Source organism: Anaeromusa sp. (assembly GCF_028691475.1).
In the GTDB taxonomy this organism is placed as follows: Bacteria; Bacillota; Negativicutes; order Anaeromusales; family Anaeromusaceae; genus Anaeromusa.
Genome location: NZ_JAQUZF010000025.1, coordinates 1 through 13,642, shown reverse-complemented (window position 1 = coordinate 13,642; position 13,642 = coordinate 1). Strand labels below are relative to the sequence as shown.

Annotated in this window: 11 protein-coding genes; all 11 read left to right on the top strand. The window is 48.0% G+C overall.

Going from position 1 to position 13,642, the window contains the following annotated elements; translation table 11 throughout:
• The first annotated feature begins 89 nt into the window (after positions 1-89).
• A complete protein-coding gene (gene rfaD, locus PHF27_RS05435; protein WP_300067111.1) occupies positions 90-1,052 on the top strand; it encodes an ADP-glyceromanno-heptose 6-epimerase in 963 nt (320 codons plus the stop codon).
• Positions 1,052-2,098, top strand: coding sequence for a glycosyltransferase family 9 protein (locus PHF27_RS05430; protein WP_300067109.1), 1,047 nt, complete (start codon positions 1,052-1,054; stop codon positions 2,096-2,098). The genes rfaD and PHF27_RS05430 overlap by 1 nt, the downstream gene beginning before the upstream one ends.
• A 41-nt stretch (positions 2,099-2,139) precedes the next feature.
• Complete coding sequence (locus tag PHF27_RS05425) at positions 2,140-3,102, top strand: hypothetical protein (protein WP_300067107.1); 963 nt, start codon at positions 2,140-2,142, stop codon at positions 3,100-3,102.
• Between the two features lie 211 nt (positions 3,103-3,313).
• Positions 3,314-4,312, top strand: coding sequence for an O-antigen ligase family protein (locus PHF27_RS05420; protein WP_300067105.1), 999 nt, complete (start codon positions 3,314-3,316; stop codon positions 4,310-4,312).
• 99 nt (positions 4,313-4,411) lie between these two features.
• Entirely contained in the window at positions 4,412-5,500 is a 1,089-nt protein-coding gene (gene gmd, locus PHF27_RS05415; protein WP_300067104.1) for a GDP-mannose 4,6-dehydratase, read from the top strand.
• Between the two features lie 16 nt (positions 5,501-5,516).
• The gene (locus PHF27_RS05410; protein ID WP_300067102.1) at positions 5,517-6,452 is read left to right on the top strand and encodes a GDP-L-fucose synthase; all 936 of its coding nucleotides are present in this window, start codon (positions 5,517-5,519) and stop codon (positions 6,450-6,452) included.
• Positions 6,453-6,541: 89 nt separating this feature from the next.
• Positions 6,542-8,029: an undecaprenyl-phosphate galactose phosphotransferase WbaP gene (wbaP, locus tag PHF27_RS05405; RefSeq protein WP_300067100.1), complete on the top strand. Its 1,488-nt coding sequence runs from the start codon at positions 6,542-6,544 to the stop codon at positions 8,027-8,029.
• A 5-nt stretch (positions 8,030-8,034) separates the two neighbouring features.
• The gene (locus tag PHF27_RS05400) at positions 8,035-8,958 is read left to right on the top strand and encodes a glycosyltransferase (protein WP_300067098.1); all 924 of its coding nucleotides are present in this window, start codon (positions 8,035-8,037) and stop codon (positions 8,956-8,958) included.
• A gap of 14 nt (positions 8,959-8,972) precedes the next feature.
• Positions 8,973-10,619 (top strand): glycosyltransferase, encoded by a 1,647-nt coding sequence (locus PHF27_RS05395; RefSeq protein ID WP_300067096.1) that lies wholly within the window; start codon positions 8,973-8,975, stop codon positions 10,617-10,619.
• Entirely contained in the window at positions 10,610-13,084 is a 2,475-nt protein-coding gene (locus PHF27_RS05390; protein ID WP_300067095.1) for a glycosyltransferase, read from the top strand. The genes PHF27_RS05395 and PHF27_RS05390 overlap by 10 nt, the downstream gene beginning before the upstream one ends.
• Before the next feature lie 12 nt (positions 13,085-13,096).
• Positions 13,097-13,567, top strand: coding sequence for an acyltransferase (locus tag PHF27_RS05385; RefSeq protein WP_300067093.1), 471 nt, complete (start codon positions 13,097-13,099; stop codon positions 13,565-13,567).
• Positions 13,568-13,642 lie beyond the last annotated feature (75 nt).

Sequence of the window (13,642 nt, the reverse complement as noted above, 5' to 3'; positions counted from 1 at the left end):
CGTATTTGTTCATTCTTTTCGAACCCTCCCTCCACTCACTCTACTCCTGTTCAATATCTCATACCCCATAAATTCTAGGAGGTATTTATATGATTATCGTAACTGGCGGCGCTGGTTTTATCGGAAGCAATTTGGTTAAAGGCCTCAATGAACAAGGCATTGAAGATATTCTGGTTGTGGACAATTTAGGCAGCAGCTTGAAATTTCGCAACCTCAACGGCCTCAAGTTCAAAGACTATCTGCATAAAGAAGATTTTCTGACCCGTCTGGAAACCGGTCGGTTTCACGGACAGGCTATTGAAGCTATTTTTCATAACGGCGCTTGCTCCAATACCATGGAGCCGGACGGGAACTACATGATGGCCAATAACTACGAATACAGCAAAATCATGCTGCACCATGCGCTGGAGCATCGCATTCCTTTCATGTACGCCTCTTCGGCTTCGGTCTATGGCGACGGCGCACAGGGCTTTCGCGAAGAGCCGGCCTGCGAAGAAGCGCTCAATGTGTATGCCTATTCCAAGCTGCAGTTTGACCGTTATGTACGTCAGTTGCTGCCGGCGGCAAACAGCCAGGTGGTTGGCTTGCGCTATTTTAACGTATTTGGGCCGCAGGAAAACCACAAGGGACGCATGGCGTCGGTGGCTTTTCATTTTCACAACCAACTGCTGGAAAATGGCGTAATCAAGCTTTTTGCAGGAACCGACGGCTATGCCGACGGCGAACAGCGGCGCGACTTTATCTATGTTAAAGACGTAGTGCGGGTGAACCTCCATTTTTGGCAAAATCCGCAGCTCTCCGGCGTATTCAACTGCGGTACCGGCACGGCGCACAGCTTTAATGACGTGGCGCGCGCTTTGATTGCTCACTATGGCAAAGGCAGCATCGAATACATTCCCTTTCCCGAAGCACTGCAAGGCAAATACCAAAGCTTCACCGAAAGTGACGCATCCCAGCTGCGGCAGGCAGGTTTTACGGCGGACTTTACGCCGCTGACGGCAGCGGTAGCTGATTACGCCGGCATTCTTGACACAAAAGGCGGCTATGTTTAATGGAACAGAAACCGGCTCAGAAAGTGCTGGTTCACTGCCTGGTCAACCTGGGAGATGTGGTGTTGGCCACCAGCGCCATTGCTTTGCTAAAGCAGCACTTTCCTCAGATGCGTATATCCATGCTGGTCAAGCCGTCGGTAGCGGAGGTGCTGCAGGGGCATCCCTTGCTGGAAGAGGTTATTCCCCTGGTGTATCAGCCTAAAGAGCGTTCCTGGCGGCAAATGCTGCGTTTTGTCAAAGAACTGCAAAACCGGCATTTTGACCTCAGCATTTCCTTGGATCGCAAACTGCGTCCGTCCATCCTGACGCTGCTAGCCGGAATTCCTCTGCGCGTAGGACCGGATCGTCTTTTTGACAACAAGCCCAGCCAGATACGGCGATTGTGGTCCCATGCGGTGCACACGTCCGATGATTTTCTTAATACGCACCAGTCGGAGTTGTTTCAGGACGTTATCCGCGGCGCCTTTAAGGTGCAGGGCAGCGCCAAGCCAGTTATTGGAGCGATTACCGCCAAGCACCGGGAAACAGCGAAAGCCTTGCTGGCATCATTGCCGCAAGGGAATAAGCGGGTTGCTCTTTGCGTGAAAGGGACCTATTATTTAAAAAACTGGCCGCAAGCGTCCTTCGTGGCTTTGATGGACCGTTTGTCTTCGCAGGGGGGCGTCAGTTGCTTGCTGGTTGGCGCGCCGGAGGACAAAGACTACGCCCAGCAGCTTGCGGACGCTGTGCAAGCTCCGGTTTTGAATTTGTGCGGCGCAACAAGCTTGTTGGAATTTGCGGCGCTTTGCCGGCAAATTGATCTTTTGATTACCATTGACACTGGCGGCATGCATATTGCCGCTACCACCGGCGTACCGATTATCGGTATTTTTCGCTGCGTTTCCGCCAAACGATGGGCGCCCTTATGCAAGAAAAGCTATGTGGCGCAGCATAGGCTACCGGAGTGTCCAACGGTGGATACCCCGGAAAAATGTCCCATGCATTACTGCGTGCAGGACATTTCGGTAGAAGAGCTGGCGGCAGCTGCGGAGCGCTTTTTGAAATAGCGTATAGAGGTATATCCTACGAAGGAAGAGAGTGAAGCGGGTTGCACTTATATCAGAAGCATCAAACCCTAATTCTTGATGGCATTCCCTGTGAGAATGAATATGTGCAGCACGCAAAGCTGTACGCACCCTGCCGGGGTCTGAAAAAAAGTTTGCGCACCCTTCACGAGCATACAGCGCTTCCAGGAAAAAACATTTGGTATGAAGCCTGGAAACAGGGGCTTGCTAAGTATGATACGGTTATAATTTTTGACGGTATTCGCGGTGGTGACGTAGTTGAGTATATTCATGAGCATAATCCTAAGGCGAGGATTATTATCTACTATGTAAATAAATTTCGTCGCGACGCGAAAAACGACCCGCAAAACTTTAAGAAGTTGCCCTGTGAATTGTGGTCTTTTGATCAAGGAGACTGTGAGCGGGAAGGTATGCGGCATAATGCCTTTGGCTATGATCATGTTTTTCTGGAGGCAGACAATCAAAAGGCTTTGGCAGCGAGCCGTGTAGCCGAAGCGGCTGTATATGACGCTTTTTTTATTGGTGTCGATAAAAGCAGGCTGGCTAGATTGCTTGCGTTGCAGCAACTGCTCCGCAAGCAGGACTATAGGATAAAGTTTATTTTGCGTAAAGCGGCGCGAGGCTCTTATGCGAAGTTGTCATCGCAGGCGAAGGAAATCTTGGTGGATAAAGACATTCCTTACAACGAAATTATTAAATATATTTCGCAAAGCAAATGCATTGTAGAATTGCAGGACCCAGGGCAGAGCGGCCTGACGTTGCGCGCAATGGAAGCGCTTTTCTTTCGTAAGAAGCTGCTTACCGATAATCCGGAAGTGCGAAACTGCGATTTTTACAGGCAAGAAAACATTTTTATTTGGGGACTGGATGAGGAACGGCGCTTGACTGATTTTTTAGCTACTCCTTATATGGTGGTTTCTGAAGACATAGTCCGGCGCTATACTTGGGAAGCGTGGCTGGATCGCTTTTTTATAGCGACAGTATAAATAAAGCAATTGAGGGAAGGAGAGGGACGCGATCGACAATATTCAAAAATATGCTTATGGATGCATGGTGATTTTTGCACTTTTTTCCGCCGTATCAATTGCAGGCGTTAATATTGCTCTGGGAATGGCAAGCATTTTTGTTGTCTGGGGTTCAGTCAAGAAAGGATTATGCTGGAAATCCCTTGAGCTCGTTACAATGGGAGCTTGCTTTTTGTTTTTAGGCACTGTGCTGTTGTCGGCTGTCGGTGCGTTGCAGCCATGGGCTGCGGTGGAACGGGCGGTGAATTATTTTTTTCGCATGCTGCCTTTCTTTTTTGTGCCTCTTTTGTGCAAGGAACCAAAACAATTATGGACGTTGTTGGGGGCGGGTGCCTTTTCCTTGCTGGTAGCGGATGGCTATGCCTTGTGGCAAGGGCTTCACGGCAATTTGCGCGCTCCGGCCTTTCATTCTCATCCGATGATGCTGGCTGGCTTTTTGGTGCAATGGATTCCTATTTTAACGCTGGCGACAGCAGCTGACTGGGGCAAGCAACTGCCCCTGAAGAAATCATGGCGTTGGGGTCTCGGTTTTCTTTGGCTGTTATCCTTGGCCGCGTTGATTGTGAACGGAACCCGAGGAGCTTGGCTGGCTGTTATCTTTTTACTGATGTTGTTAGGCGTTACTTTATTGCGAAAGTATAAAAAGGCTCTCGCTGCCGGCATTGTGGTATTTGCGCTGCTTATAGGCATAGCCGGGCAGCATGGCGGCTTACAGGAACGGGTGCATACGCTGGGGGATGCGTCCTTTCAGTCGAATTCAGAGCGCCTCTTGATGTGGCAAAGCGCTTGGGCTATGTTTTTAGACCACCCTCTCGTGGGAGTTGGAGCGCAAAACTACGAATATCAGTATCAGAATCACTATATTTCCCCCTTAGCAAAAGAGCGCGGCCAGATGCATGCGCACAGCAATATTTTTCAAATTTTGGCGGAGCAAGGTGTGGTAGGATTTAGCGCCTTTTGTCTTTTATTTGGCCTAATTTTATGGCGAGGCTGGCGCGGCATGCGGCGGGGGATCTTTTGGGGATATTTGCTTATGGTTGCCACCGTGGGAATTTTGCTGCAGGGATTGACCGAATTTAATTTTGGCAACGCCGCGGTCATTCGGCTCTATTGGTTCTTTGCCGGGCTTGCTATGGCTGGCATGAAATTTTCCGAGCAAGATGATTTTTAAGTCTCCTGATGGGAGACATGCTGTCGTGGGTAGCGCATTGTTTTGCAGCCTGTCTTTCTGTGATATAATGGAAAAAATGTGATAGAGGAGTCGGTGAATTTGAAAAAAAAGGCTCTTGTTACGGGCATTACCGGGCAGGACGGGGCGTATTTGGCTTCCTTTCTTTTAAAAAAAGGCTATGAAGTGCATGGTGTGAAAAGGCGCTCATCGCTGATTAATACGGATCGCATCAATCATTTGTATCAGGATCCTCACGAGCAGGATGTGAACTTTTTTCTGCATTATGGCGATATGACGGACTCTACCAATCTGATCCGCATCATTCAACAGGTCCAGCCCGATGAAATCTACAATTTGGCGGCCCAAAGCCATGTTAAAGTTTCCTTCGAAACGCCGGAATACACTGCCAACGCAGATGGACTGGGAACACTGCGTATCTTGGAAGCCATTCGTATCTTGGGGTTGGAAAAAAAGACCCGCTTTTATCAGGCTTCTACCAGTGAACTCTACGGCTTGGTGCAGGAAGTGCCGCAAAAAGAGACGACGCCGTTTTACCCCCGCAGTCCTTATGCGGTGGCCAAACTATACGGTTATTGGATTACGGTGAACTACCGGGAAGCCTATGATATGTTTGCTTGCAATGGCATTTTGTTTAATCATGAATCGCCGTTGCGAGGAGAAACATTTGTAACTCGCAAAATTACCAGAGCGGTGGCTAGAATTCACTTGGGCTTGCAGAAGAGGCTATATTTGGGGAATTTGTCTTCCAAACGCGATTGGGGCCATGCGCGGGAATATGTAAAAGCCATGTGGCTGATGCTGCAGCAGGAAAAACCGGAAGATTTTGTTATTGCTACCGGCCATACTTATACAGTGCGCGAATTTGTCGAGCTAGCATTTCGTCATGTGGGCATTGAGTTGGAATGGCGCGGCGAGGGCGTGCAGGAACAGGGCATAAACAAAGCCGACGGCAGCATAGTGGTGGAGGTTGATCCGCGCTATTTCCGGCCTACGGAAGTGGAATTGCTCATTGGTGACGCGGGAAAAGCCAGAGAAAAGCTAGGGTGGCAGCCAAAGGTGGATTTAGGGCAGTTGGCGGCGGAAATGGTAGAGGAAGATCTGCGCCTGGCCGAGCGGGATCAGCTGTGTGCTTTCCATGGCTATAAGATTGTAGACGTCTGCGAGTAAGGGAGAGTCGGCAAATATGGAAAAATGTGCTAAAATATATGTGGCCGGCCACCGAGGTTTAGTAGGGTCGGCGATTGTGCGGGAATTGCAGCGTCAAGGGTATGAAAACCTGGTGCTGCGGAACAGTAAAGAATTAGATTTGCGTTGTCAGCAGGCTGTGCAGGAGTTTTTTCAGCAGGAGAGGCCGGAGTACGTGGTAGATGCGGCGGCCAAGGTAGGGGGCATCGGAGCCAATTCTACCTATCCGGCGGAGTTTATTTATGATAACTTAATGATTCAGACCAATTTGATTCATGCTGCGCACGAAACGCAGGTCAAGAAGCTGCTATTCCTGGGCAGTTCCTGCATTTATCCTAAAATGGCGCTGCAGCCGCTGAAGGAAGAGTACTTGCTTACAGGTGCTTTGGAACCGACCAATGAAGCCTATGCCATTGCGAAAATTTCCGGCATAAAAATGTGTGAGTTCTATGCCAAGCAATATGGTGATTGTTTCATCTCGGCCATGCCGACGAATTTGTATGGCATAAATGACAATTTTGATCTGCAAAATTCTCATGTGCTGCCGGCGCTACTGCGCAAGCTGCATGAAGCCAAGGTAAACCAGGCGCCGCAGGTTGTTGTCTGGGGGACCGGTACGCCGCGACGGGAGTTTTTGTTTGTGGATGATTTGGCGAACGCCTGTGTATTCCTGCTGCAAAACTATGATCAGCCAGAATTTGTAAACATCGGCACGGGAAGTGATTTGACCATTGCCGAGTTGGCCCTGCTTATGGCGGACATTGTCGGCTACCGGGGCGAATTGGTTTTTGATGCGTCTAAGCCGGACGGGACGCCTGTAAAGAGACTGGATGTCAGTGCGTTGAACTCGTTGGGCTGGCAAGCAAGCACCTCTTTGGAGGAGGGCATCCGCAAAACCTATGCCTGGTATCTTGAAAATGCGGGGAATATGTGAAGATTGAAGGATTTTTTTGCTCTTTCGCGAATTATTTATTAAGAATTTTAGTAGTAGGTTGAGCGCAGAAGAGAAAAGGAAGAGTTATAATGAGTGAAAGTAAAACCTCCAGTACGTTCTGGAAGCTTTCCAATGAGAGGCCTTTCTTAAGTCTGCAAGCGAAAAACTTGGCAGTGGCTTTAATTTTTTTGGTGAGTGACTATGGTGCGGTAATGCTTGCATCAGGAACGGCTTTTATCTTGCGTGAATATGGTTTAACGTTAGTGATGCCTTTGCAGCCTTTTGTTCCTGTTCCTAGCGCATATACATACCTGATTGTTCCCTTGACGTATATTTTCTTTTTGCAATTTGCGCGCTTGTATCAACGGCGGCTGCCGCTTTGGCAGCAAACCCAGCGCATTTTTAAAATTAGCGTATACGCCATGGTTTTTGTGTTGTGCGTTATGTACTTTACGGAAACGGTAAAGCATATTTCTAGGCCGTATGTGGCATTTCTGTGGTTTTTTTCTTTCTTTTATTTAGCAGGCTCACGATATTTGTGGAAAAAGCTGATGATTCAAGTCGGCTTATGGCAGATTCCAGTGTTGTTATTTGGCGCAGGGCAGACGGCGCAGCTATTAATGCGTTTTCTGCAAGACGACAGCGGATTGGGATATCGTATTGTTGGCGTAGTGGATGATCATAAAACAACGATGTCCTCCTCTTTGGCCGGGGTGCCGGTTTTGGGGACCTTTGACGAGGCTGCGACGATAATGCAGCGTTGTGCTATTCGGCATGCGCTGATTGCAGCTCCGGGCATGAGCCGAGAAAAATTGGCGGAGTTGATTTTCCAGATCCAACCATTTGCAAAGGATATTACCTTTGTGCCTGATTTGCGAGGCATTCCTGTAGGTGATATGGAACTGGACACCTTGTTAAACGAAAAAATTGCCATGTTGCGGGTACGCAATAATTTGGCGCAAGATTACAATCGTCAGTTGAAACGTTGCTTGGATGTTGTGTTGACTGTGGTTGGGCTGCTGTTGAGCTGGCCTCTGTTTTTAATTTTAGCGGTTTTGATTTACAGGGATTCTCCTGGTCCTGTTTTTTTTGCGCATCGTCGTATTGGCTATAAGGGGAAGGAATTTGAGTGTTATAAATTCCGGACGATGATAATAGATGCAGAAGAAAAGCTTCGGCAGTATTTGCAGGTGAATCCGGCTGCGCAAAAAGAATGGGAACAAGATTTTAAGTTAAAAGAAGATCCGCGCATTACGCGTTTAGGCGCTTTTTTACGTCGCACCAGCTTGGATGAATTACCGCAATTATTTAATGTTTTACGTGGTGAAATGAGCTTGGTTGGACCACGGCCGATTGTGCAAAAGGAAGTGGTCCGGTATGAAAAATACATTCAAGATTATTTTCTGGTGCGACCGGGCTTAACCGGGTATTGGCAAGTTAATGGCAGAAATGATGTAGAATATCATGAGCGAATTCAAATGGATTCTTGGTATGTTCGTAACTGGACGTTGTGGTTGGACTTAGTACTGCTGTTAAAGACGATCAAAGTGGTTTTAGCGCGGAAAGGAGCCTACTAGATAGAATGCGTATTGGCTGTGTTATCCCTACGCGCAATGCAGGTGATCGATTTGGAGAATTGTTGCTGGCTCTGCAAAAACAATCAGCTGCTCCGGCTTGTGTTTATGTAATTGACTCGGGTTCTTCCGACAATACGGCGGCTTTAGCGAAACAGCAAGGGGCCACTGTTTGGAGTATCCTTCCTGAAAATTTTCGGCATGGAGCGACCCGGCAAGAAGCAGCGCAACATCTGCTGGCGCATTGGCAGGTGGATGCGCTTCTTTTTTGCACGCAGGACATTGCCTTTCAAGATAACAAGGCTCTGGCTAGCTTGCAGGAAATGCTGAAGCAACAAGAACGCCTCGGGGTGGTGTATGGCCGGCAATTGCCTACGGCAAATGCCGACCCGATCGCTGTTCATGCAAGATATTTTAATTATCCTGAAAACAGCCGGGTGGCGTCTTCGCAAGATATAACTTTTCTCGGTATTCGGGCAGCTTTTTGCTCAAACTCCTTTGCCTTATATAAGAAAGAGGCCTTTTTGGAAGCAGGCGGCTTTTCAGCAAACGTAATTTTGGGTGAAGATATGGAATTGGCGGCGCGAATGTTAAAGCGAGGCTGGTCAGTAGGTTATGCGGCTGATGCAGTTGTTTGCCACTCGCATTCCTACTCTTTGCTGCCGTATTTTCGCCGGGCCTTTGATACAGGCGTATTTCATGCTCAAAGCTCATGGCTGCTACGGGAACTTGGATCTCCCCAAGGGGAAGGTGTGCGTTTTGTTCTCTCTGAAATGAAATTTTTGTGGAAGCAAAAAGCGTATCGGTGGTTGGGGAAAAGCTGGCTTTATACTTTCGGAAAGTTTCTAGGGTACCACTTGGGGAAACGATATCGATTTTTACCGCGCTGGGTTGTTCTTCGCTGCACGGCGCATCCGTTATTTTGGAAATGAAAAAGGAGGACATCATGCCGAAAGTCAGTGTAGCCATGTGTTCTTACAATCACGAAAAATATGTTGCGACTGCCATCGAAAGTGTATTAGGTCAATCCTTTGCCGATTTTGAATTGGTCATTGTCGATGATGGTTCCAGCGATAAAACGGTGCAGGAGATTGAAAAATTTTCAGATCCTCGAATCCGTTTGTTTCGTTTTTCTCAAAATAAAGGAGCAGGTCTTGCGGCGCAGCGCTGCCTGGAAGAACTGCGCGGCGAATATATTGCCGTCTTAAATTCCGATGATGTCTTTTTGCCGGGAAAGTTAGAGCGGCAAGTTTCGTTTTTAGAGGCGCATCCCGAAGTGGCGGCTGTTTTCAGTCAGGCGGAAATTATTGGCGAAAGCGGCGAGCCCTTAAAGGATAAAAGCAATTTTTACTACGCCATTTTTGAGCAGACAAACCGTAGCCGTCAAGCGTGGCTGAACCATTTTTTTTACAAGGCAAATTGTTTATGCCATCCCAGCGTAATGATTCGCAAAACCGTTCAAGATGAAGTCGGTGCATATGACCCGCGCTTATTGCAGCTGGCGGACTTGGACTTCTGGATTCGTTTGTGCAAAAAGCATGAAATTCATATTTTGCCGGAAAAATTGAGCGGTTTTCGGGTGCGGGCCGGAGAAGCCAATACCAGTGGCGCTAAGCCGGTGGCAAGATTTCGGGCCATCGTGGAATATATTCAGATTTTAAAGCATTATGCGGAACTGGAAACCGTGGAAGAATTTCTTGCTGTTTTCCCCGAGTGTCCAGAGCGCTTGCGGCCGTCCTCCCCGGAGTTGATTCCAGTGGCTTTGGCGCGTATGATTTTGGAGACGGGTCATCCCCTGCATCCGTCGCATCGGTATTTTGCCATGTCTACCTTGTACGAGCAACTGGCAGATCCGGCCAAAGTAGAACGAATAGGACAGCAGATCGGGTTTCAGTATCGCCAGCTTCTGAGCTTGGCAGGGCAGTACGATTTGTTTAATATATTGCCTGGTTGGGAGACTTGCCTCTTCTTAGATTGCGGTGCAGGCTTCAGTGAAGAACAGTGTGTCCGCTTGCCGGCTAATTTCGGGCTCCATGAGTTTCAGCTGTCTTTTGCGCTGCCCCAGGGCTTGAAGGTGCAAAAAGTGCGTTGGGATCCTGTGGAAGGAAAGTTCTGCGATATTCACATGGAATCGATGCAATGGCTGCTGCAGGATGGCACGTATAAGCAAATAAATTGGGAGAGATTATTACATAATGGGGTAACCCAAGACAATGGCGCATGGCGCTTTGAGTGCAATGATCCCATGGTTTTTTTGGAGGTGCCTGAGCAGGCGGCGGCGCTGCATTGTCAAGGAACATGGCATTTTTGGAGTGCAGCGGAAATGGATGCCTATTATGGGCAGCTTCGCCAAAAGCTCCAGCAAGCGGAGGCTTCTTGGAGCCAGCGTTATGACGAAATGCGTACGACCATGGAAAAGAAGAGCGCCGTCTTAGAGGGCCGTTGGAACGAGGAACGGGAAAAAAATGCCCTTTTGCGGCAGCAATATGAAGCAGCTATCAGAGAAACAGAAGCACTGAAAAATTCTTGCTCTTGGCGCATAACGGCCCCTTTGCGGTATTGGGCTCAAAAAGCTCGTGCAAGTTGGAAATAGAAGGGATTGAACCAGCGTTGGTGATGGAAAAAAATAAAGAGCTTCGGGACGAAACAGAGTGGCAGTCCCTGAAAAAGCAGGTTCAAAAACAACAGCAGGAACTGCAAGCCCTGCAAGGAAAGCTAGCGGAAAAAGAAGAGGAAATTGAGCGATATAAAGCGTCAAAGGGTTACAAGCTGTTACTGCGCTGTTATCATCTGCGTGACTGCTTATTGCCTGAAAATAGTGGGCGGCGTGTTTTTTTGCGGTTGCTCGTAAAACTGGTTTCCGAGTTCTCAAAACTCAAAAAATACGCAACCTGGCAAAATCTGAATAAGCTTCGTTACTATTTGAGTAAAGGGGACTTGCGGGGAATTTTGCAGCGCATACAGCGGAAGCTGGAAGTGGAAGGCAGTAAAAAACAAGAAGAGGAAATAGCTGCCGCTTTGTTATTGGCGTTGTCGCCTCATGCAGAAAGTCAGCAGGAACGACTGGATGAAACTGCGCCAGTCGATATTGTTGTGCCCATCTATAATGCCTATGAATACGCAAAAAAATGCCTTGAAACCGTATACGCTCATACGCAGCACCCCTATAATTTGTATTTGATCAATGACTGCAGTACAGATGAGCGCATTGCTTCTTGGCTGCAGGAACTGGAGCAGCAGGAGCCGCCGCCGTGTTTGCAGAAGTTGATTATCCTCCAGAACCAGGAAAATCTGGGCTTTGTTAAAAGTGTAAATGAAGGAATCAAACGCACGAGCCAGCATGTGGTTCTTTTGAACACGGATACAGAAGTAGCGGCGAACTGGCTGGAACGTTTGTTGGCGCCATTGGGTAAGGAAGAGAAAATCGCCTCGGTAACTCCTTTTTCCAATAGTGCGACGATCTGCTCTTTTCCATTGGTGTGTCAGGATAATGCCCTGCCGGCAGGATTGGATGTTGACGAGATAGATGCCCTTTTTGCGGCATATGGCCCGAAAAAAGCGATTGAAATTCCTACAGGAGTGGGCTTTTGCATGCTCTTAGCACGGCAGGCGTTAGATGAACTGGGCCTTTTTGACGCAGAAGCGTATGGGAAAGGGTATTGTGAGGAAAACGACTGGTGCATGCGAACCGCTAAGGCCGGTTGGAAGCATGTCTTGACGCCTAATTTGTTTGTATATCACAAGCATGGAGCCAGTTTCTCGACCATGACCAACAAGAAAAAAGAAGAACGCATTGCGGAAAATTTTAAAATTTTGCTCGAGCGGTACCCTGATTATGAAGAACAGGTGCATCGGCATATTTTAATGGATCCGGCCCGAAATGTGCGGGAAACCATGTATAGCCTGGTGCGGGCGGCGCAAGACAAAGGCAAAAAAGGCATCTTATTTATTAATAATTCCTTAGGCGGCGGCACGCGTTTATATCAAGAAACGCTGATGGCCAAATTGGTGGCAACACATCGTCTTTATAGTGCAGAATTAGAAGCAGACGGTAAACACTTGCAATTATGCGAATATGGCAAAGACGGTGCCGCCTCCTTCCGCTTGCCCTTAGCCCAGCTCTCCAGGGGCTGGCTGCGCAGGATGGGTGAAATGTGGCGCCTTGATCGCTTGTATATTAATCAACTGATAGAGTATCCAGTGGACTCCGTCATCCCGGAGATTATGGAAAGCGGCTTGGCCTATACATACTTTCTGCATGATTATTTTTGCGTATGTCCCAGCTATAACTTGTTGAATATGGCGAATAACTATTGTCAGGCGCAAACCGATCAGGACAAATGCCAAAGCTGTGTGCGCCAAGGCCTGCTTACTGAACCTTGGATTAATATGAAGGCCCGGGATATTGAGATAGAGCGGTGGCGTACGAGCTTCCGGGTATTTCTCAAGCAGGCGGAGCATATTATTGCGCCAAGCGAAACAACGAAACGAATTGTGCAGCGTTATTACCCCGATGCAGACATTGAAGTGTGTGAACATGAGCTGCCGGTGCCGGCATGGAACACCTATAAAAAGGAGGCAGCAGAAAGCAGCCCATTGGTTGTTGCTTTTATCGGCGCTTTAGGGGAAAATAAAGGTTCAAGGTTTGTTTATGACTTGGAAGTTGCGATTCGCAGGGAAAAGTTGCCGCTGGCGTTAAAGGTGATTGGTCTTACCGATGTGCATAATGAAGCTTATAAGAGCGCGGACGGAATTTTGGAAGTAACCGGTCGCTATGACAATACGGAAATCTCGTCGTTGCTGGCGAAGTATGGAGCTGCCTTGGTCGTGATCCCCAGTATTTGGCCGGAAACCTTTTCCTATACGACCAGTGAGGCCATGAATTCGGGTTATCCGGTTTTAGCCTTTAATATTGGGGCGCCGGCTGAAAGAATTTTGCGAACCGGGAGCGGGTGGGTTGTTGATGAAATATCAGCGCAGGCCCTCTTGGCAGAGCTCAAACGCCTGTTGTCTTCACGACAGGAGCTGCTGGAAAAAGCCATGAAATTGCAGAAATAGGGAGAACAGACGATGGAGCGTTTACGAACATTTGGTGAAGTATACGACAATCGGAATAATGCTTTTGATATTTTGCGCTTTATCCTTGCATCCATGGTCATTTATTCCCATTCCTATCCGCTGTTATATGGTACGGCTCATGGGGGAGACATATTGGAACGCATAACTGGCTTTCAGGTAAGCTTCGGTTCCCTGGCTGTTTGCGGATTTATGGTAATAAGCGGCTTTTTAATTACGCAGAGTTATTTTTGCAGTCATACTTTGAAGCGGTATGTTGTCAGCCGCTGCCTGCGGGTTTTACCGGCTTTTGCCGCTTCACTTTTGCTAACTGCTTTTTTAATAGGACCGTGGCTGTCCGGCATGGATTGGAATGCGTATTTATTTTCAGGGGGCGCGGAAAATCCAGGTAAATTTGTCTTGTTGAATTTATCTTTTCGCAAATTGCAAGTGCAAGTTGAACACTTTGGTAAAGTAGAACAGTAGTTTAAATTAAGCAGCATAAATAGAGTCAAGAAAGTCTTCGAAAAGGTCGTCTGGAGTTCGATAACCGAGGCGCTT

What these genes read in the sequence shown, in the direction of transcription:
- PHF27_RS05400 (WP_300067098.1), top strand. Translation starts at nt 8,035, where the DNA reads ATGCGTATTGGCTGTGTTATCCCTACGCGCAATGCAGGTGATCGATTT.
- PHF27_RS05385 (WP_300067093.1), top strand. Translation starts at nt 13,097, where the DNA reads ATGGAGCGTTTACGAACATTTGGTGAAGTATACGACAATCGGAATAAT.
- PHF27_RS05430 (WP_300067109.1), top strand. Translation starts at nt 1,052, where the DNA reads ATGGAACAGAAACCGGCTCAGAAAGTGCTGGTTCACTGCCTGGTCAAC.
- rfaD (WP_300067111.1), top strand. Translation starts at nt 90, where the DNA reads ATGATTATCGTAACTGGCGGCGCTGGTTTTATCGGAAGCAATTTGGTT.
- wbaP (WP_300067100.1), top strand. Translation starts at nt 6,542, where the DNA reads ATGAGTGAAAGTAAAACCTCCAGTACGTTCTGGAAGCTTTCCAATGAG.
- PHF27_RS05395 (WP_300067096.1), top strand. Translation starts at nt 8,973, where the DNA reads ATGCCGAAAGTCAGTGTAGCCATGTGTTCTTACAATCACGAAAAATAT.
- PHF27_RS05410 (WP_300067102.1), top strand. Translation starts at nt 5,517, where the DNA reads ATGGAAAAATGTGCTAAAATATATGTGGCCGGCCACCGAGGTTTAGTA.